This is a genomic window from Streptomyces sp. NPDC007905, assembly GCF_042959345.1.
In the GTDB taxonomy this organism is placed as follows: Bacteria; Actinomycetota; Actinomycetes; order Streptomycetales; family Streptomycetaceae; genus Streptomyces.
The window spans coordinates 187,686-204,094 of the sequence record NZ_JBIBKS010000014.1 but is presented as its reverse complement, the minus strand read 5'-3'; the positions used below and the strand labels follow the sequence as shown (position 1 = coordinate 204,094).

At 68.9% G+C, this 16,409-nt stretch carries 18 protein-coding genes, 1 tRNA gene and 3 pseudogenes; 10 read left to right on the top strand and 12 right to left on the bottom strand.

What is annotated here, in order from left to right:
• The first annotated feature begins 54 nt into the window (after nt 1–54).
• Entirely contained in the window at nt 55–1,041 is a 987-nt protein-coding gene (locus tag ACFZDC_RS25130; protein WP_391327269.1) for an Ig-like domain-containing protein, read from the top strand.
• Nucleotides 1,042–1,142: 101 nt separating this feature from the next.
• On the opposite strand, the gene ACFZDC_RS25125 is transcribed toward ACFZDC_RS25130, so the two are convergent.
• The gene (locus ACFZDC_RS25125) at nt 1,143–1,541 is read right to left on the bottom strand and encodes a hypothetical protein (protein ID WP_391327267.1); all 399 of its coding nucleotides are present in this window, start codon (nt 1,539–1,541) and stop codon (nt 1,143–1,145) included.
• Nucleotides 1,542–1,635: 94 nt separating this feature from the next.
• On the opposite strand from ACFZDC_RS25125, the gene ACFZDC_RS25120 reads away from it, so the two are divergent.
• Entirely contained in the window at nt 1,636–2,001 is a 366-nt protein-coding gene (locus tag ACFZDC_RS25120) for a DUF805 domain-containing protein (protein ID WP_391327265.1), read from the top strand.
• Between the two features lie 531 nt (nt 2,002–2,532).
• Here the strand turns inward: ACFZDC_RS25120 and ACFZDC_RS25115 are convergent.
• Nucleotides 2,533–2,736 (bottom strand): cold shock domain-containing protein, encoded by a 204-nt coding sequence (locus ACFZDC_RS25115; protein ID WP_391327264.1) that lies wholly within the window; start codon nt 2,734–2,736, stop codon nt 2,533–2,535.
• A 933-nt stretch (nt 2,737–3,669) separates the two neighbouring features.
• Here ACFZDC_RS25115 and ACFZDC_RS25110 point away from each other — a divergent pair.
• Complete coding sequence (locus tag ACFZDC_RS25110) at nt 3,670–3,843, top strand: hypothetical protein (protein WP_391327262.1); 174 nt, start codon at nt 3,670–3,672, stop codon at nt 3,841–3,843.
• 434 nt (nt 3,844–4,277) lie between these two features.
• Here ACFZDC_RS25110 and ACFZDC_RS25105 read toward each other — a convergent pair whose 3' ends face one another.
• Nucleotides 4,278–5,678, bottom strand: coding sequence for a protein kinase (locus tag ACFZDC_RS25105; protein WP_391327260.1), 1,401 nt, complete (start codon nt 5,676–5,678; stop codon nt 4,278–4,280).
• Between the two features lie 733 nt (nt 5,679–6,411).
• On the opposite strand from ACFZDC_RS25105, the gene ACFZDC_RS25100 reads away from it, so the two are divergent.
• The 3 genes and pseudogenes from ACFZDC_RS25100 to ACFZDC_RS25090 form a co-directional block, all read left to right on the top strand.
• Nucleotides 6,412–7,311, top strand: coding sequence for an NAD-dependent protein deacetylase (locus ACFZDC_RS25100; RefSeq protein ID WP_391327258.1), 900 nt, complete (start codon nt 6,412–6,414; stop codon nt 7,309–7,311).
• A 179-nt stretch (nt 7,312–7,490) separates the two neighbouring features.
• On the top strand, nt 7,491–7,781 hold the full coding sequence (locus ACFZDC_RS25095; RefSeq protein WP_391327256.1) for a hypothetical protein: 291 nt from the start codon (nt 7,491–7,493) through the stop codon (nt 7,779–7,781).
• Between the two features lie 516 nt (nt 7,782–8,297).
• A pseudogene (locus tag ACFZDC_RS25090) lies at nt 8,298–8,811 on the top strand (IS5 family transposase); the annotation flags it as partial.
• A gap of 66 nt (nt 8,812–8,877) precedes the next feature.
• Here ACFZDC_RS25090 and ACFZDC_RS25085 read toward each other — a convergent pair.
• Together ACFZDC_RS25085 and map are read right to left on the bottom strand one after the other, a co-directional pair.
• Nucleotides 8,878–9,618, bottom strand: a complete 741-nt coding sequence (locus ACFZDC_RS25085) for a methyltransferase domain-containing protein (protein ID WP_391327254.1) — start codon at nt 9,616–9,618, stop codon at nt 8,878–8,880.
• A gap of 313 nt (nt 9,619–9,931) precedes the next feature.
• Nucleotides 9,932–10,699, bottom strand: coding sequence for a type I methionyl aminopeptidase (map, locus tag ACFZDC_RS25080; RefSeq protein WP_391327252.1), 768 nt, complete (start codon nt 10,697–10,699; stop codon nt 9,932–9,934).
• A gap of 57 nt (nt 10,700–10,756) precedes the next feature.
• Here map and ACFZDC_RS25075 point away from each other — a divergent pair, with 57 nt between their 5' ends.
• The gene (locus tag ACFZDC_RS25075) at nt 10,757–11,032 is read left to right on the top strand and encodes a helix-turn-helix domain-containing protein (protein ID WP_391327250.1); all 276 of its coding nucleotides are present in this window, start codon (nt 10,757–10,759) and stop codon (nt 11,030–11,032) included.
• 3 nt (nt 11,033–11,035) lie between these two features.
• On the opposite strand, the pseudogene ACFZDC_RS25070 reads toward ACFZDC_RS25075, so the two are convergent.
• A pseudogene (locus tag ACFZDC_RS25070) lies at nt 11,036–11,295 on the bottom strand (hypothetical protein); the annotation flags it as partial.
• Between the two features lie 62 nt (nt 11,296–11,357).
• Here ACFZDC_RS25070 and ACFZDC_RS25065 point away from each other — a divergent pair.
• Nucleotides 11,358–11,579, top strand: a complete 222-nt coding sequence (locus tag ACFZDC_RS25065) for a hypothetical protein (protein WP_391327248.1) — start codon at nt 11,358–11,360, stop codon at nt 11,577–11,579.
• 197 nt (nt 11,580–11,776) lie between these two features.
• Here the strand turns inward: ACFZDC_RS25065 and ACFZDC_RS25060 are convergent.
• Nucleotides 11,777–11,853 (bottom strand) — tRNA-Met (locus ACFZDC_RS25060).
• Nucleotides 11,854–12,409: 556 nt separating this feature from the next.
• Entirely contained in the window at nt 12,410–12,952 is a 543-nt protein-coding gene (locus ACFZDC_RS25055) for a TIGR00725 family protein (protein ID WP_391327342.1), read from the bottom strand.
• 535 nt (nt 12,953–13,487) lie between these two features.
• On the opposite strand from ACFZDC_RS25055, the gene ACFZDC_RS25050 reads away from it, so the two are divergent.
• Together ACFZDC_RS25050 and ACFZDC_RS25045 are read left to right on the top strand one after the other, a co-directional pair.
• Nucleotides 13,488–14,081 (top strand): SMI1/KNR4 family protein, encoded by a 594-nt coding sequence (locus tag ACFZDC_RS25050; protein ID WP_391327246.1) that lies wholly within the window; start codon nt 13,488–13,490, stop codon nt 14,079–14,081.
• Between the two features lie 77 nt (nt 14,082–14,158).
• Nucleotides 14,159–14,983, top strand: coding sequence for a methyltransferase domain-containing protein (locus ACFZDC_RS25045; RefSeq protein ID WP_391327244.1), 825 nt, complete (start codon nt 14,159–14,161; stop codon nt 14,981–14,983).
• A gap of 10 nt (nt 14,984–14,993) precedes the next feature.
• Here ACFZDC_RS25045 and ACFZDC_RS25040 read toward each other — a convergent pair.
• The 4 genes and pseudogenes from ACFZDC_RS25040 to ACFZDC_RS25025 form a co-directional block, all read right to left on the bottom strand.
• Nucleotides 14,994–15,083 (bottom strand): annotated as a pseudogene (locus ACFZDC_RS25040) (IS5/IS1182 family transposase); the annotation flags it as partial.
• Nucleotides 15,084–15,181: 98 nt separating this feature from the next.
• Nucleotides 15,182–15,355, bottom strand: a complete 174-nt coding sequence (locus tag ACFZDC_RS25035; RefSeq protein WP_391327242.1) for a DUF4235 domain-containing protein — start codon at nt 15,353–15,355, stop codon at nt 15,182–15,184.
• Between the two features lie 96 nt (nt 15,356–15,451).
• Complete coding sequence (locus ACFZDC_RS25030) at nt 15,452–15,964, bottom strand: DUF3618 domain-containing protein (RefSeq protein ID WP_391327240.1); 513 nt, start codon at nt 15,962–15,964, stop codon at nt 15,452–15,454.
• On the bottom strand, nt 15,961–16,392 hold the full coding sequence (locus tag ACFZDC_RS25025; RefSeq protein WP_391327238.1) for a phage holin family protein: 432 nt from the start codon (nt 16,390–16,392) through the stop codon (nt 15,961–15,963). The genes ACFZDC_RS25030 and ACFZDC_RS25025 overlap by 4 nt, the downstream gene beginning before the upstream one ends.
• Between the last annotated feature and the right edge of the window lie 17 nt (nt 16,393–16,409).

Here is a 16,409-nt window from a genome sequence, read left to right as displayed (position 1 = left end):
TCTGACTGGAGGACGGGCCCGTCAGGGCCGAAGAGCGAGAGAGCGGGGCAGGTCGTGGGACGGCGCAAGGGCGGCATAGGGATCGCACTCGTCACGGGTGCGATGCTGGTGGGCGTGAGCGCCTGCGGCGGGGGCGGCAGTGACAAGGCGGGCGGGGACGACGCAAAGGGGCCTGGCAACTCCGGTGCGAGCGCCTCTCCGTCACCGACGAAGCCCGCGGGCCCGCCGATGCTGCTGGAGACGATCACCCCGCAGGACGGAACCACGGTCGGCGTGGCCATGCCGATCTCGGTGGTCTTCACGAACCCGGTGGCGGCAAAGGCACGGGCCACGGTGGAGAAGCACCTGAAGGTGAGCGCCTCGCAGCCGGTGGTCGGCGCCTGGCACTGGTTCGGCGACAGGCGCGCCGACTGGCGGCCGAAGACGTACTGGCCCTCCGGCACGAAGGTGAAGCTCGACGCTGACATGAAGGGCGTCAGCAATGGCAACGGACGCTACGGCGTGCACGGCTACACGCACACCTTCCAGATCGGCGACGACGTGCGCGCGGATGTCTCCGTGACCGGCCACACCTTGAAGGTGACCCGGAACGGCAAGGCGGTGCGCACCTTGTCGATCAACGCGGGCAGCCCTCAGTATCCGACGTGGAACGGCACGATGGCCGTCATCGACAAGCAGGAGAAGGTCCACATGACCTCCTGCAGCGTTGGCATCAGCTGCGACAAGGGCAGCCCCAACTACTACGACCTGACGCTGCCCTGGGACATCCACCTGACCCAGTCCGGCACGTACGTGCACTACTCGACCGGCGACCCCAACCCGGGCAGCGGCAGCGCTCGCGGCTCGCACGGCTGCGTCCACCTGTCCATGTCGGACGCCAAGTGGTTTTACGGCCAGGTCAAGCAGGGCGACCCCGTCACCATCACCGGCTCGTCCCGTGCCAAGGCCTCGCCCGACAACGGCTACGCCGACTTCAACCTGGGATGGGACCAGTGGCTCGCGGGCAGCGCGTCCGGGCAGCAGACGACCGCAACACTGTGATGCGCTGCGGTGGCGGGGCTGATGGCGACATCTGACTCTGCTCACCCAGTGCTCGGGCTGTCCCGAGAGTTGCTCGACTTGGTTCCCGCAGGGGTGGGGCGTCACGCATACGTCCGCAGTTCGGTCCAGGTCGCGCCCCAGGGGCGGCGGGGGCCGGTGCAGACGTGGACATGGCCGCCCCACTCGATGTTGTGCACGCGGTGGGGGTCGGAGAGGGTGGCGGCTACGCGGACGTGCCGGAAGTACCGGCGCGGCTGGCCGCCGTACCCGGGGGTGTAGCCGGGGCCGGGCGCCTGGCGCTTGCGGCGGGCGGCCTGCGAAAGCGCCTGCACCAAGACGGCCGCGTCGGCGTCTTCTGCGGTCCGGCCGCCGCCGAACCCCGCGGCCGCCCAGACGGTGAGACGGCCGCCCGGCGCGCGGGCTCCGGCGGTCCCTCCGGCCGCTCCGGCGGCCCCTCCGGCCGCTCCGGCCGCTCCGCAGGGCTCGCCGCGGCGTTTCACCGACCCCGTCAATGACGCGCCCCTGCCAACCCTTAACCTTTCCGTCCGGCCTGATCCGTTTGGGAGTGGCTGTCGTCGATCCCCGGGGGACACAGTGAGCTGGTTCATCGCGGCGCTCAAGAAGTACGCCGTCTTCAAAGGCCGGGCACGCCGCAAGGAATTCTGGCTGTTCATGCTGTGCGTGTACATCACCTACGGCGTGCTGGGCGGCATCGGCGTCGCGACCCACTCGTCGGCCTTCCTCGCCACCTTGGGCCTCGCCGTGATCGCGTTCCTGCTGCCGACCTGGGGCGTCACGGTCCGCCGGCTCCACGACACGGGCCGCTCCGGCTGGTGGATCCTCATCAACCTCGTCCCGACCTTCGGCGCCGTCATCCTGCTGGTCATCTGCTCTGAGGACGGCAAGACGGGCGCGAACAAGTACGGTCCGAACCCGAAGGAAGTCCCGGCGTTCGCGTAACGCCGGGTCTTCGGCAGTCGCCGTCTTGAGGCCGCCCGGCCGACGTTGTCCGGGCGCCCTCAGGCATGACACCTGAGTGACGTACGGCTGCTCCGCTTCGGCCGTCGGCCCAGCGCATTACCGGCACCGCTCGAGAAGTCATCCGCCCAGGCGGTTGGGACAGGCGGTACACGAGAGCGCCTGCACGAGGACGGCCGGGACGGCGTCCTGGGCGGTCCGGTCCCGGGCGGCGGGCGCGGCGGGCAGGGGCGAGCGGGTCGCTGGTGGGGGTACGCAGCTCTGGGTGCCCGACCGTCCCTCGTCGTGACAGAGCCTGCGGGATGGCCGCCAGTCGCTGAGACGCATTCTCGATCGAGAGGCCTGTGCCCTTCAGGCTGCCGGGAAAGCCCCGACGGTCTGGAGCCACTGAGTGGACCGTTCCCGGCCGTACACCGGCTCATGGGACGGGAGCGGGCGCCACCAGGGCGACCAGAGGTGCGGATGAGCAACAGGTCCCGGAGGTGTTCCGGGACCTGCAGCCGCACGCGTTCGTCAGGCGGGGGTGATGTTCTCCGCCTGCGGGCCCTTCTGGCCCTGGGTGACGTCGAAAGTCACCTTCTGGCCCTCCTGGAGCTCGCGGAAGCCGGAGGAGTTGATGGCGGAGTAGTGCGCGAAGACGTCCGGCCCGCCGCCGTCCTGAGAGATGAAGCCGAAACCCTTTTCGGCGTTGAACCACTTAACGGTTCCGCTGGCCATGCTGAGCCTTCCGGTCGATATCGGACCCGCACCGCGCGGGCCCGAAGATGATGTCCTGCCCGCACCGCACAGCAAAACGCCCACGCCGGAGCGCGGGCGGGCACTGCGAACCACGACATCTGACAGCGACGCTACACGGCGAAACCGGCTCCCACCAGAGAGCAACAGTCAAGATCCGTAAGACAATCTCGCGCGCCGGGCGGTCTTCTGACGCGGCGTCGTCAGCTGAACGGGTCCTGGATCGGGCCGGCAAGGGTGTCAAGGTCGCCGTTCTCGACACCGGCATCCAGCTTGCCCGCGCCCAGCAGCGGTGCCGCCTCGTCCGGGATGACGAACAGGTCGCCCTTGATCTCCTGGAGTTTGACGCCGCCGATGGCGCTGTCCGGTCGGTCGACGTCACGGCCATCTGTTTGCCGTCGGCCATCGTGGCGACCGTGACGACGTCGCCGGTGACCAAGGTGACCTTGTGGTGGCCGAGGGCTTGGGGGGAACCGCGGGCTTGCTCGGAGCGGCTTGTGCGGGCGCCTGCATCACTGCGAGCCCCGACGCCGGCAGCGGCACCGCGTTGGCGACCGAGATCGGCTGCCAACGCCTGCGCCGGAAAACGGAAGACTGGTAGGGGGAGAACACGCCCTGGGTCTATCGGCCAGTTCACGCCGACATGAAGGCCAGATCATGGCGGGCCTCACCATGGCAAGGACTTGTCAGCCCCAAATAGCTTGCACCCGGGCAGGGTTGCACTTTTCGGACCAGCGCCCGTGTGAAGTGGGTGCAGCGCACGGAACACGGCTGCAACGGCGTCGGGGCGGACCAGGTGCTGTCGCCAGGTACACCAGTTCGAGCGGGTCCTGCGGGCGGTCCCGGTACCGCACCTGCCGGGGTTTTGCCCCTGCCTCAAGGGCACTCGGCCAGAGAGTGCCCGGAGGTACTGAGATGAGTGCCAGAGAGAAAGCCAAGGCAAAAGCCGAGCAGGTGGCCGGAAAGACGGTTCGCAAGGTGGCCCACGCGGTGCACAAGAATACCCTCGCCGCAAAAGGCGCCGCCCTCGAAGTGCGGGGCAGGATGCGGGGCGCTAAAGAGAGGACCAAGGACTCCTTCAAGCGCTGACAATGCCGTGACATTGAGTCACCGTGGTGGCCCGGCGCCGGGCCCTTAACAAGGGCATGTCACTGAACGGTCCCAGGCACCCGCGAGCCGGGTTCGGCTCCCCCAGGACGCTGAACATGCCGGACAAGGACCTGCACCAGCGCCTCTGTCCGGCCGTATCTCTGGGGCTGTGGAAGGGCGCTCGATGGTGACCAACGGCTACAGCTGCCGGCACCCAGCAACAGGTCAGAGCATTGATCGATTGGACGGCCGCAGGTCACGGCCGCCGGTGGGCAGGTTGCTGTACTGAGCGGCGCACTCAAGTTCACCAAGAGCGAGACCGCGTTCGGTCACGTCGCCGAGCTCAACGTGGCCTCACGGCTGGACTGGTCCCGCTACGCGGTCGACTGGTGCCATCTCAGGGCGCTAACGGGGCTCGGCCCGGTTCTGTCCGGCTACCTCTTGGACCTCTTGTGTGCCTCCTTCCGTACTTTTTCGGATTTATGTGCTTTGCCGGGCTGTTCCTTGGGGTCCTCCGGCTTCGTCTTGGCCCGCGCTCCCCTGCTGGACGTGCCGTTGTGAGCGGTGCGGGCCAGGTGGGCTGGTTGTCGGCTCGGGCCGTCAGAAGAGGGACGGGCGCTGCGCCCAGGGGCGGCAGCACGAAGCAGCCGGGCGGATACAGCGTGGGCGGAGGACGGCGGAGTCACGGGGGTTGCGGAAGCGCCGTTCCTTCCTGCGGAGGTGCCTTCGGGGTCGGCCTTCTCGGCAGCGCGGCTGACAGCTCGAGTCGCTTTCCCGTCGCTTCCTTGGTGGCTGTCCGTGATGGCAACCGTGGTGGCCATGACGGCGGCCAGCGCGACGGTGCCGCCGGCCACCAGAACGCGGCTTCGGGCGGGCGCGGTCTTCGCAGCGGCTCGTTCCGGGGCCGGCAGCGGGTTCATGTGCGTGGGCTCGTCGTCCCGCGCCCGTTCCCTGCTTGGAACCATGCCCGTGGCGTTGGCCGCGGGCGCGGTGGGCATGGAGAGGGTCGTGCCGGCCAGGGTGGCCAGTGTCCGGGCGCAGTCGCGTGCCGACGGGCGGGTGTGCGCGTCCAGGGCGGTCATGTTCCGCAGCAGGAGGGCAAGGTCTTTCGGTAGGGAGCTGGGCAGTACGGGTTGGCGGTGGAGCCGCGCGATCGCCGCTTCGAGGGGGCCACCGTCGTATTCGAGCCTGCCGGTGAGGCATTCGAGGAGCACGAGACCGAGGGCGTAGATGTCGGCGGGCCGACCGACGGACTGGCCGAGTACCTGCTCAGGGGACAGGTACGCGGCGGTGCCGATGAGTGTGCCGGTGGCGGTGTGGGTGGTGGCGTCGACCAGCCTGGAGATTCCGAAGTCGGTCAGGTAGGGGTGACCCACCGCGTCGAGGAGGATGTTGGACGGCTTGACGTCACGGTGAACGATCCCCAACTCGTGCGCATGAGCCAGCGCCTGGGCGAGGGCGGCACCGAGTGCGACGGTGTCTTCGGGAGGCAGCGGGCCCTCGGCGATGCGGCCTCTCAGCGTGAGGCCCTCAATCAGTTGCATGACCAAATAGCCGCGACCGTTGTGCCACCCGGCGTCGTAGGCGGTGACCAGCCCGGGATGCTGCAGCCGCGCCAGGATCTCCGCCTCGCTCCTGAAGCCGTCCTCCGTTGCGACGCCGCTGCCGGGCCGGAAGACCTTCACGGCCACCGCTCGCCTCAAACGCAGGTCGAAGCCTCGGTGGACATCTGCCGCGCCGCCCGAACCGATAAGCGCGTCCAGACGGTAGCGGCCGGCCAGTATCTCGGCGGAACACCGGGAGGCCAGCGCCACTGCCGACTCGCGAAGCCTCATCCCATCTCCCCACGCTGCGAAGGACGATTCCAGCGGGCGCTCGTCGCCCGAAAGACCGTGCTGCACGCAAGTACCCAAGAGATGCCGAAGTACCCCTGCCCAGCCCCGGCAGGAGGACTTGCCCCCGGCGGAGGCCCGCCCGTAGGCCCGAGGAGCATCACGCCACCCACCCTCAGCGGATCCAGATGGTGCCTTCGAAGTGGAGCCATCGCTGCGGGGTGCGGCCCAGACAGGTGGGCTGGCGGCAACACCGCCAACGCGCCAGACGCTTCGGACTCACACCATGCGCGTTGTCCCGCTCCGGATCCGCACCAGTGGGTGCGCCGGTGGATGGACGATGGAGCGGCCGGGCCGGCCGACGGTTGCAGCCCGGCCTCACCGGACACCATTGGGGTGGTCGGAGGCGTGACATCTATTCGGGCAGGATGCCACGCCCCGCTCCCACACAGACAACTCGTGATGACGTGCGCGAAATCAGCGGCGCTCTTCGGCTCGCGCACCCAATAGCGCGACCATTGGCGCACCATGAGCCCGCAGCGGACGCAACAGAAAACCAGCGGACCTACGGAATCAGCAGCAACGGCCCGTTGTCGCCACCCAGGTTCTCCCCGCACTCCGCCTTCGCCCGCGGACGGGCACGCCGAGACCGGTCAGGTCGCTGCGCCAGCACGGTGCGCCAGCCTGTCGATCGGTGAGAACGACCTGCAGGCAGCCGGTTCCGTACCCTGGCGGCATGCGCATGCGCCCCACTCTGAGCTGGACCCCCACCGAGGACCTGCCGCCGGGCACCACGGATCTGGAGCCGGTCGCCGATGCGCTGAGCACCGGCGGTGTGCTGGTGCTCAGCGGGGCGGGGATCTCCACGGAATCGGGCATCCCCGACTACCGGGGCGAGGGCGGGAGCCTGAGCCGGCACACCCCCATGACCTACCAGGACTTCACCGCCAGTGCCCAGGCCCGGCGCCGGTACTGGGCGCGCAGCCACCTCGGCTGGCGCACCTTCGGCCGGGCCCGCCCCAACGCCGGGCACCGGGCCGTCGCCGCGTTCGGACGGCACGGCCTGCTCTCGGGTGTGATCACCCAGAACGTCGACGGTCTGCACCAGGCAGCCGGCAGCGAGGGCGTCGTAGAACTCCACGGAAGCCTGGACCGGGTCGTCTGCCTTTCCTGCGGCGCCTTCAGCCCACGCCGCGAACTGGCCCGGCGGCTGGAGGAGGCCAATGTGGGCTTCGAGCCGGTGGCCGCCGGGATCAACCCGGACGGTGACGCCGACCTCACCGACGAACAGGTCGGGGATTTCCACGTGGTCCCCTGCACGATCTGCGGCGGCATTCTCAAACCGGACGTGGTGTTCTTCGGCGAAGCCGTTCCGTCACGGCGCGTCGAGCACTGCCGCGCACTGGTCCGTGAGGCGGCCTCGCTGCTGGTCCTCGGCTCCTCACTGACGGTGATGTCCGGGCTCCGGTTCGTCCGCCAGGCGGCCCAGGCCGGGAAGCCGGTGCTGATCGTCAACCTGGACCAGACCCGCGGGGACCGGCACGCCCTCACCCGGATCGCGCTCCCCCTGGGAACAGCCCTCACCACCGTGGCCGACCGGCTGAACGTCCCCGTCGACGGCCAGGCCAGGGCCTGAAACGCCTGAAACCCCTGGAACGAGGTCGGCGGCGAGGCCCGCTGGTCCCCAGGCACCTTTGACCAGTCCCGGTGATTGGCCGGTTCGGATCGTGGCAGATGTGCTTCGGCGGGTAGCCGCTGCCCTGATCAAGGTGAGGCACTGGCGGCCTCGCCCTTACGTGAAAGGAGACACGGCGCATGGCTACGGATGCGAACCCTACGAGGATTACGGGGAAGGTCCAGGGTAGGGACATCACCCTCGCAGGGCCCCTGTCGAAGGACGAGATCCGGGACAGGGTGTGGTGGTGGCAAGTCCCCGACCCCAAGACCTCCAAGGAGCGGGAAGACCGTCTCCACGAGTACGACAACTCACAGGAGGACGTGATCGCCACCCTGGGTGGGTACTACGAGGTGTCCGGCGACTCCCGCACGCCCGAGGCTGACCAGTTGGTAGAGCTGGTGTACGCGGAGCTCAACCCGGACGAGTGATTCAGCCGGCACAGTTGGGCACGAGCTCGGTGACAGGGGCGGCCCGGCGCGGACGATGATCGGACCGGGTACCTCGGGTCCCCTACCGCCCCGACCGGCGCCGGGTCCCAGTTGCACACTCGGCGCACCGTTTTCCGGGACCGGCCGGCGCTGCAGCGTCACCGACCCGCCCGAGAAGAAGACCAGTTACATCTACGACTGGAGTAGGGCCCCGGGAGCTCACGCGCTGCCCTGGAGATGTCGCAGGCCGTCCTCGGAGGCCCGATCGTCGGGCAGGTGGGCCAAGAAGTGATGACCAGGCTCGTCGACGGCGGCCAACTTCCCGTACCGCAGGCTCAGATCGCCCGCCATGGGGTGGCGGAAACGGCGTACCGAGGGCTGGAATGCGGCCGTCTCCCGTCCCTCGTAAAGCGTGCCGCGTCCTGGTCGGCCAGCAAGGCGTCTATGAGTTCGGCAAAGCGGGGGTCGTGCGGGCGGCGGACGGCCCGAGACGCGGGTGCCGGGAAAAGAAGCACGCCCCGGCACCACCGCCCAGACGAGGGACTCGGACGCTCCCGGGGCGGCCTGACCTGCAAGATCCACCTGGTCGGTGAAAGCGGACGCCGCCCGCTGGCGCTGCTGATCACGCCGGGCCAGTGGGGCGACGCCCCGCAGCTCATCCCGGTCATGGAACGCATCCGTGTCCACCGCCCGGGTGGCGGGCATCCGCGCACCCGGCCCGACCACCTGGGCGGCGATAAGGCGTATTCCTCCCGGCGCAACCGCCGCTACCTGCGACGTCGCCAGATCAAGCACACCATTCCCGAGCCGCGAGATCAGCGGACCCACCGCAAAAGACGCGGCAGCAGAGGCGGACGGCCCGCCGGCTTCGACAAGACGATCTACAAACGCAGGAACGAAGTGGAGCGGACGATCAACGCGTTGAAGAACTTCCGGGCCGTGGGCCACACGCTTCGACAAACGCGCCTACGTCTTCCGCGGGACCGTCACCCTCGCCTCGATCCGGCTCTGGCTCTGGCTCCGCCCATGATCAGCCGGACAGAACACCCAGGCCTGCCCGGCGAGGGGATGCCTTCACGTCTCGGCGCGGCGGAATTTACGGTTTGTGGGTTACCCAGAGCAGTTCCGCCGGCCAGCGGTGTGCCCAGTCGGGTGGGTCGGTTTCGTTGTAGCCGTTGGGTGTTCCGAGTTCGGGCCGCGGCTCGATGAGGTCGTCGATGATGAGACCCGCGCCGCGCAGGACCTTGACCCAGTCGCCGTAGGTCAGCTGATAGCTGGTCGCGCCGTCACCTTCGGCGATGGTGTTCAGCCCGAAGTAGTCCTGCTGCAGCGTCGTGGTCACGCGGCCGGCGGCTTCGTCGTAGCAAGCTTCGAACCATGGGCTGGCGACGTTGAACACCAGGCGCCCGCCTCGCCCCAAGACGCGTGCGGCCTGCGGGACGGCCAGGTGCGGGGGCGCCCAGCTGAGCCCACCGAAGTCGCAGAACACCAGGTCGAAGCTGTCGGCGGCGAAGGGGAGTTGTTCGGCGGCGCCTTGCACCAGCGGGTAGCGGGCCGCTCCCATCGCGCGGGTCGCTGCGGCGAGTTGGGCTTCGGACAGGTCGAGCCCGATCACAGTGGCGCCCTCGGCGGCGAGGGCCCTGGACCACTGGCCGGCGCCGCAGCCGAGTTCGAGGACGCGCTTGCCGGTGACGTCGCCCAGGGCGTGCAGGTGCGCGTCGGGGATGGAGTACATGCCCCACAGCCGGGGTGTGGCGCCGATTCGCGGGTCGTGCTCGTGCTGGTAGGCGCTGCTGATCTGGTTCCAGAGCCGCCGGTTGGCGGGGATGCTGTCCACGTGCCGACTCCAGCACTGCCTGCCGGGGGCGGTCAACACGATTAGGACACTGGCCGGCCGTCGCCTCGGTCCGGCCCTGGCTCGGCCCGTGATCCGCCGGACGAGCCCCAGGCGTGGAAGGGCGACGGCCAATCTCCGGGCATCGTGCGAACGGTCAAGACGCCTGCGTACGCCGACACGCGATCCGCTCCGCGGCCCAAGGGCGCGTGGCTGCCCGCAAGGGAATCGGTGCCGGTGGGAGCCTGTAATCGCGGGTCCGTGCTTCCCGCGAGTGGCCGGCGTCGTCTGCTGCCGCGTGTGAGCGGGTTCGAGGTCAGGGCAGGGTGAGGATGCGGGGGCCGTCCTGCGTGATGGCGATGGTGTGTTCGATGTGGGCGGCGCGGCTGCCGTCGATCGTGCGCAGGGTCCATCCGTCGGGGTCGGTGCGGTAGTCGTTGAGTCCTCCGGCCATGAGCATGGGTTCGATGGCGAGGGCAAGGCCGTGGCGCAGGGGGAAGCCGCGGCCGGGTCGTCCGTGGTTGGGGACGTGGGGGTCTTCGTGCATCTGGCGGCCGATGCCGTGGCCGCCGAAGTCGGCCGGCATGCCGCAGTCAGCGGTGCGGGCGACGGTGTTGATGGCGTGGGAGATGTCTCCGATGCGGTGGCCGACGGTGGCGGCGGCGATGCCGGCGTCCAGGGCCTGCTGTGTGGCCTCGATGAGTTCAACGTCGGCGGGACGGGGGGTGCCGACAGTGAAGCTGATCGCCGCGTCGCCGGTCCAGCCGTCGAGTTCGGCTCCGCAGTCGATGCTGACCAGGTCTCCGTCGCGCAGGCGGTAGTCGTCGGGGATGCCGTGCGCGACGGCGTCGTTGACGGAGGCGCAGATGACACCTGGGAAGGGGATGGGGGCGAAGGAGGGCTGGTAGCCCAGGAACGGAGAGCGCGCCCCGGCCGCGGTCAGGACGGTGCGGGCGACTTCGTCGAGCTCGCGCAGGCGCACCCCCACGGCTGCCGATCGGCGGACGGCTGCGAGGGCCTGGGCCACGACGCGCCCGGCTTCACGCATCGCCTCCAGTGCGGTGTCGGTCTTGATCTCCACCATGGGTCGTGACTCCCTGCGACGCTACCCAATACTTATACCGGTATTAGTATCACGGACATGGTGAGAGTTCCTTTGAGCCCGCAAGAGCGGCGACGCGGAGAGCGGTTTGGGGCGCTGCTCCGGGAGGCCCGCGGTGACCGCAGCATGGTGGACGTGGCAGCGGTGGCCGGGGTGTCCGCGGAGACTCTGCGCAAAATCGAGACCGGCCGGGCCCCGACCCCGGCCTTCTTCACCGTGGCGGCCCTGGCTCACGCGCTGGACCTGTCGCTGGACGACCTGGCCGCGGCCTGCGCAAAGGATGCCGACGGCGGCGGCCAGGCCATGTCGGCGTGAACGTCAGGATTGCTTCAGAACCCTGCTGGCCTGCTTGTTCGGCCGTCCAGGGAAGTCTCGGAGGGCCATCCGGATAGTGAGGTCGCGGGCGATCTGGCGGATGTCGGTTTCGGTGGTGACGTCGTGCTCGCGGCGGGGATATCGCGGCGGACGATTTCGTAGCCGCCTTCGTCCTGGACAGCGACGGAGGTGAACCAGGCTGGACCATCCTCGTCGGGCTGGATGACGACGAAGGTGTGGTCCGTGTCGTTGAGGGCGTCGATCGTCGTGCACATGAGGGGCCGACACCGCCGGCCGGTCACAGCCATTCGTCGATCGCTGCGATGTGGACAGCGGCCTGGAAACGGCCGGCGAGCTTGTCGAACCGGGCAGCCACCGCCCGATGGCGTTTGAGACGGTCGACGCCGCACTCAACAGCATGCCGGGCCTTGTAGTCGTCGCGCTGAAGGCCGCAGGACGTGCGCAGCCGCTGCCGCGGCGTTTGCGGTCGCCGGCCCGGTCAGCCGTTACCGGGATGGTGCTGCGGATTCCGCGCTTGCGTAAGTAGGCGCGGCAGGGCGAGGTCGACGGCCGCGGGCACCGGGTCCCCGGACGCGGCGGCCGGCTGGGCCCGCGGTCGGCGCGGGTCTGCACCCGCAGTTCCTTGTGGAGCTTCGGTGCCTTGGGGCGCGTCGGCGCCGCCCCGTAGCGCAGCGCAGGACATGCGCCCGGCCCCCTCAACGGCATGTCGAGGGGGCCGGGCGTTGGTAGCGGGGACAGGATTTGAACCTGCGACCTCTGGGTTATGAGCCCAGCGAGCTACCGAGCTGCTCCACCCCGCGTCGGTCCGGCCACCCTACATGTGAACGCGGGCGCAAAGCGAACGCGGTGCTCCCGCAGGGGATCTCCGTAGGGCGTGGGTGGCCGAGCCGCACATGGGAAGACGCGATTTCACCCGGACGCGGTCGCTCCTCACCCGGCCAGCACGCTGCGCGGTTCGCGTCCGGTGGCCCGGCGTCTTCTTCGCACTCGCCTTCTTCGCCGACTGCTTCTTCGTAGCCACCCTCTTCTTCGGCTTGGGCAAACTCTCTGGCCGGGCAAGATCGAGCACATGTCCAGCCAACGTGCGATGGTTCTGCCGCCCCCCTTTCGCTGCGAGCTCGACGCGCGCGACGTCGAGCTCGCTTACGGCGTCGGCAGGCAACATCGGCGACAGGGCCTGGCCTCACGAGCTGTCACGATGATGGCGGACTACGCCTGTCGCCGGCTGGGCGCAAGACGAGTGCTGCTGCGCATGTTGCATCCCCCCTTCTGCCTCACATTGAGCACGGCGACGTACTCGGCGCCGGACGGAACAGTCTTGCCCATCCGACGATTCTTGTGCAGGTCGCGACCGTTCTATATGGCGTCATCCGCTACGGCCTCGTGAGCAACCATCCAGAGCAGCGCGTCTATCGCGTCCTCCACCGAGGTGGCCATCCTAAGCTGTGGATTTCTAGGTTGATCAGGCACTCCGATGTCCCATCCGTTGATCACAATGGTGGGCTTGTTCGTCCTTACGGCTAGCGCCATTTCGCTCAATGTTCCCCAGCTTCCGCCTACGACGATTACGGCATCGGCACTTCGTACGACCAAGCCATTGCGCAGTTCGCCGAGGCCGGTCGGCAGAGCTACTGAAAGAAAGGCGTTCCCCTGTGCCCGCGAACTTCCTGGGAGAAGCCCCACTGTGGTGCCCCCCTGGCTCTTTGCCCCACGGCACACCGCCTCCATGACGCCCCCCAGCCCGCCGCAGATCACGGTGCAGTGCTGCTGCGCCAGCAGCCTTCCCAGCCGCTGAGCCGTCTCAACTTCCGATGACGTCGCCGCCTCAGGTCCGACTACTGCCACATACGGCGCTCTTTGTCGTTCGTGGGAGCCACGTGAGGATGCGCCATGGGACATTGCGGGTCTCCCGGATCCTGTTTTCTCTATGGGCTTGATCACCAGAGTCTGACGCGAGATCTCGTTCGGAGGTCCATCGACATGCGGCGACAGGCACACTTCGTACTCAGGCCCCAGCACGCCGCTGCCAGACGGGGAGCGACCTGATCAGCAGTCGGCCAGTCTCCTGCGCAGGCCCCCAAGCCCAAATCTCGATCGCCGTCGTCGAGGCCGTGTCTTACGACCCGGCGCTGGAGGAGCGCCACCGAGGGAGGCCCCAAACATGACCAGCCCGCTGCGCATCCTGGTCGTCGTACACGTGGAGCGTTTCGCGGGGCCACCGTTGTCGAGAGGGTGCGCCGATGGGGATTCGCCGGTGCCCTCCCCCAGGTCTCCGTGCCGAGGAGGAGGTGGGCGCCGTCGCCGGCGTCAGCCACCGCCGAAGCATCCTTCAGCGCGGTGACACCATCGCCCCCTTTCGACCCCGCTTTTGCCGATCCGCGTAGCGCGAGGGTGCGGCGGACCGGACGCCGGCGTCATTGGTTACGGTCGCTGGATGGAGAGCTGGGACGAGGGCGGCGTACGCGCTCGGATACGGGAGATGGCGGCACGCGATCCGGAGCGGGCGCGCTTTGGGGCGGACACGCACCGGTACGAGCTGGCGCCTGCACTGCCTGAGGCGGAGATCAGGGCGTTCGAGGAAGTCCACGGCATCGGTCTGCCGACGGAGTACCGGTCCTTCGTCGCGGAGGTGGGCGACGGCCCCGCCGGTCCCGGTCACGGGTTGATGCCGCTGACCGTCCCCCGCCCGGAGGCCGGCGGGGAGTGGGCCGTGGACGACGAGTGGGAAGAAGACCGGCTACCGGGCCGATTCGCCATGCCGTTCCCCCTCACCGAACCCCTGCCCGGCCGCATCGGCGCGTCGACCGATCAGCTGACCCGAGGCACGCTCATGCTGGCCGACGAGGGCTGCGGCATGTACATCCGACTGATCCTGAACGGCCCACGAGCGGGCGAGGCCTGGCGGATTGACCCCGACTGGGGTGGCTTCGTCCCGGTGAGCCCCGGTTTTCACAGCTGGTACACCGGGTGGCTGCAGCACCCTGACCACGTCTCATGCCGTCCGGACCAACCCGCCGACCTTCGCTGAAGCCACATCACGAGCAATTGACCCAGGCCGCTCGCACCGGCCTGTCCGGCGGATCATGTGACTACTAGGCTGCGACGATGGAACGCCTGACCGACGTGCCCGAAAGCCTCGCCCAGTCTGCAGATCCGGCCCGGGCCAATCACTACGACAGCTTCGCCGAGGCGTACTCGGCGGAAACCGAGAACAACCTCGTGAACGCGTACTACGCGCGGCCCGCGATGCTAGCCCTCGCCGGAGACGTGGCCGGCCGCCGGATCCTGGACGCCGGCTGTGGCTCGGGACCTCTGTCCCGTGCACTGTACGACCGCGGTGCCGTCGTCACCGGCATCGACGCCAGCGCCGGGATGCTGGCGCAGGCCAGGCGGCGGCTCGGCGACGACGTAGCCCTGCACCTGGCCGACCTGAGCGAGCGCCTGCCGTTCGCCGACGGTGCGTTCGACGACGTGGTCGCGTCTCTGGTGCTGCACTACCTGGAGGACTGGGGGCCGACGCTGGCCGAGATACGGCGCGTGCTCAGGCCAGGCGGCCGACTGATCGCGTCGGTGGACCACCCTTTCGTGGCCTACACGCTCGAGGATCCTCGGCCCGACTACTTTGCGACCACCAGCTATACCTTCGACTGGACGTTCAACGGGCAGTCCGTCCCGATGAGGTTCTGGCGCAGGCCGTTGCACGCGATGATCAATGCCTTCAGCACCGCCGGCTTCCGTCTTTCCGTCATCAGCGAGCCGCAGCCCGACCCCGCTGCCCGCGAGCTGTTCCCCGACGGCTTCCATGACCTTTCGACCAAACCCAACTTCCTGTTCTTCGTCGTCGAGGTACCGCCGTCGGCTGCCGGCTCGGACGACCAGTCGGTCGCGCAGCACGAGCGGAGCGTGAGCCGGATCGAGGCGGGACGATGACGATGCCGTGGAAGATGGAGGCGCGTTTGTCGAACCTCGTGGCCACTGCCCGGAAGTTCTTCAGGGCGTCGATTGTCCGCTCGACTTCGTTTCGTTCCCGCGCTTGTAGATCGTCTCGTCGAAGCCGACGGCTTTCGAGGGATACGAAGCGGACGGGGGCCGGTATCCGGTCGTACCGGCCCCCTTTCTGACCGCTGGTCAGCCTGGCAAGGTACCGGTCAGGTGGCGGATGGCGGCCGCGCCTGCACGGTCGACGGCCGCCTTCACCCCGGCGAAGATCGCGCCCTGCGGCGTAGCGGCGAGCGCCACCTCGCCCCAGCCGCGGTTCCCGTCAGTGGCGTCGGCGGCGTCCGCGTCGTGCCCGAGCATCATCCCAGGCCGGCTTGAACAGTCCTCCGGGCGGCATCCGTTGATGGCGCCCTGAGTAGGGCCTACCACCTTGTAGGCGATCTTCGATGCCTTACCGCATCATCCCTTGCGGCGGCACATCAGCCAGACGACGACGGCTGCTCCGGTGGCCGCCAGCAGCAGGCTGCGGTTCTCCCCCGCGAGCTTCAGGCCCTGGGCCGTCTTGACTCGCACCGGCTCGGGCGCCTTCTCCTCCCACACCTGGCTCGCTTGTACCGCCTTCGCCCGGGCCTGCCCGGCGGCCTGGGCGGCCTTGTCCTTGACCGGCTCGGGCAGCTTGTCCTGCACACGGGACGCCGCCTCAGCAGCCTTGGCCTTGACCTCCCCGGCCTTCAGGGCGGCCTGCTCCTTGAGCTCACCGGCCTTCAGGGCGGCCTGCTCCTTGAGCTCACCGGCCTTGGCGGCTGCCTGGCCCTTGACCTCGGCGGCCTTCTCCTGAGCGCGAGCCTTGACGTCGGTCTTGGCCGCAAGCGCCTGCACCGTGTCCCCGAGCTCTTGGCGGGTGTGTTCGACCTGTTCGCGCAGTTCCTCCGGGGTCTCGGCGGTGGGCTCGTCGTGAGGCGGCTGGGTCATCGGTGCGCACTCTCCTTGATCTCGGCCACATCGGCCTTCACGTTCTCTATCGTCTGCTGCGGCGTGGGCGGGGCGGCCTCGGCGACCTCCTTCTTCCCCCGGAGCGCCATCACGGCGGCGATCACCCCGAGGACCGCGGTCACGATGAGGGCCGCGGCCCACACCGGCAGCGCCACCGCCAGTGCGGCGATCATGGTGGCCACCAGGGCCTGAAGCATCAGGAACCCGACGACGCCGGCGCCGCCGAACAGTCCGCCGCCCTTGCCGTAGCGCTTGCCCTTTTCCTTCATCTCCGCCTGCGCCAGCCGGAGCTCGCCTCGTACCAGCTCGGTCAGCTGCTGCGAGGCGCGCTGCACCAGCTCGCCCACTGGCTCCGACCCCGGCGTCTGCTGACCCGGGCCGTGGTGCGGCTGCGTACTGAACGACATGGCGATCACCTCCCATC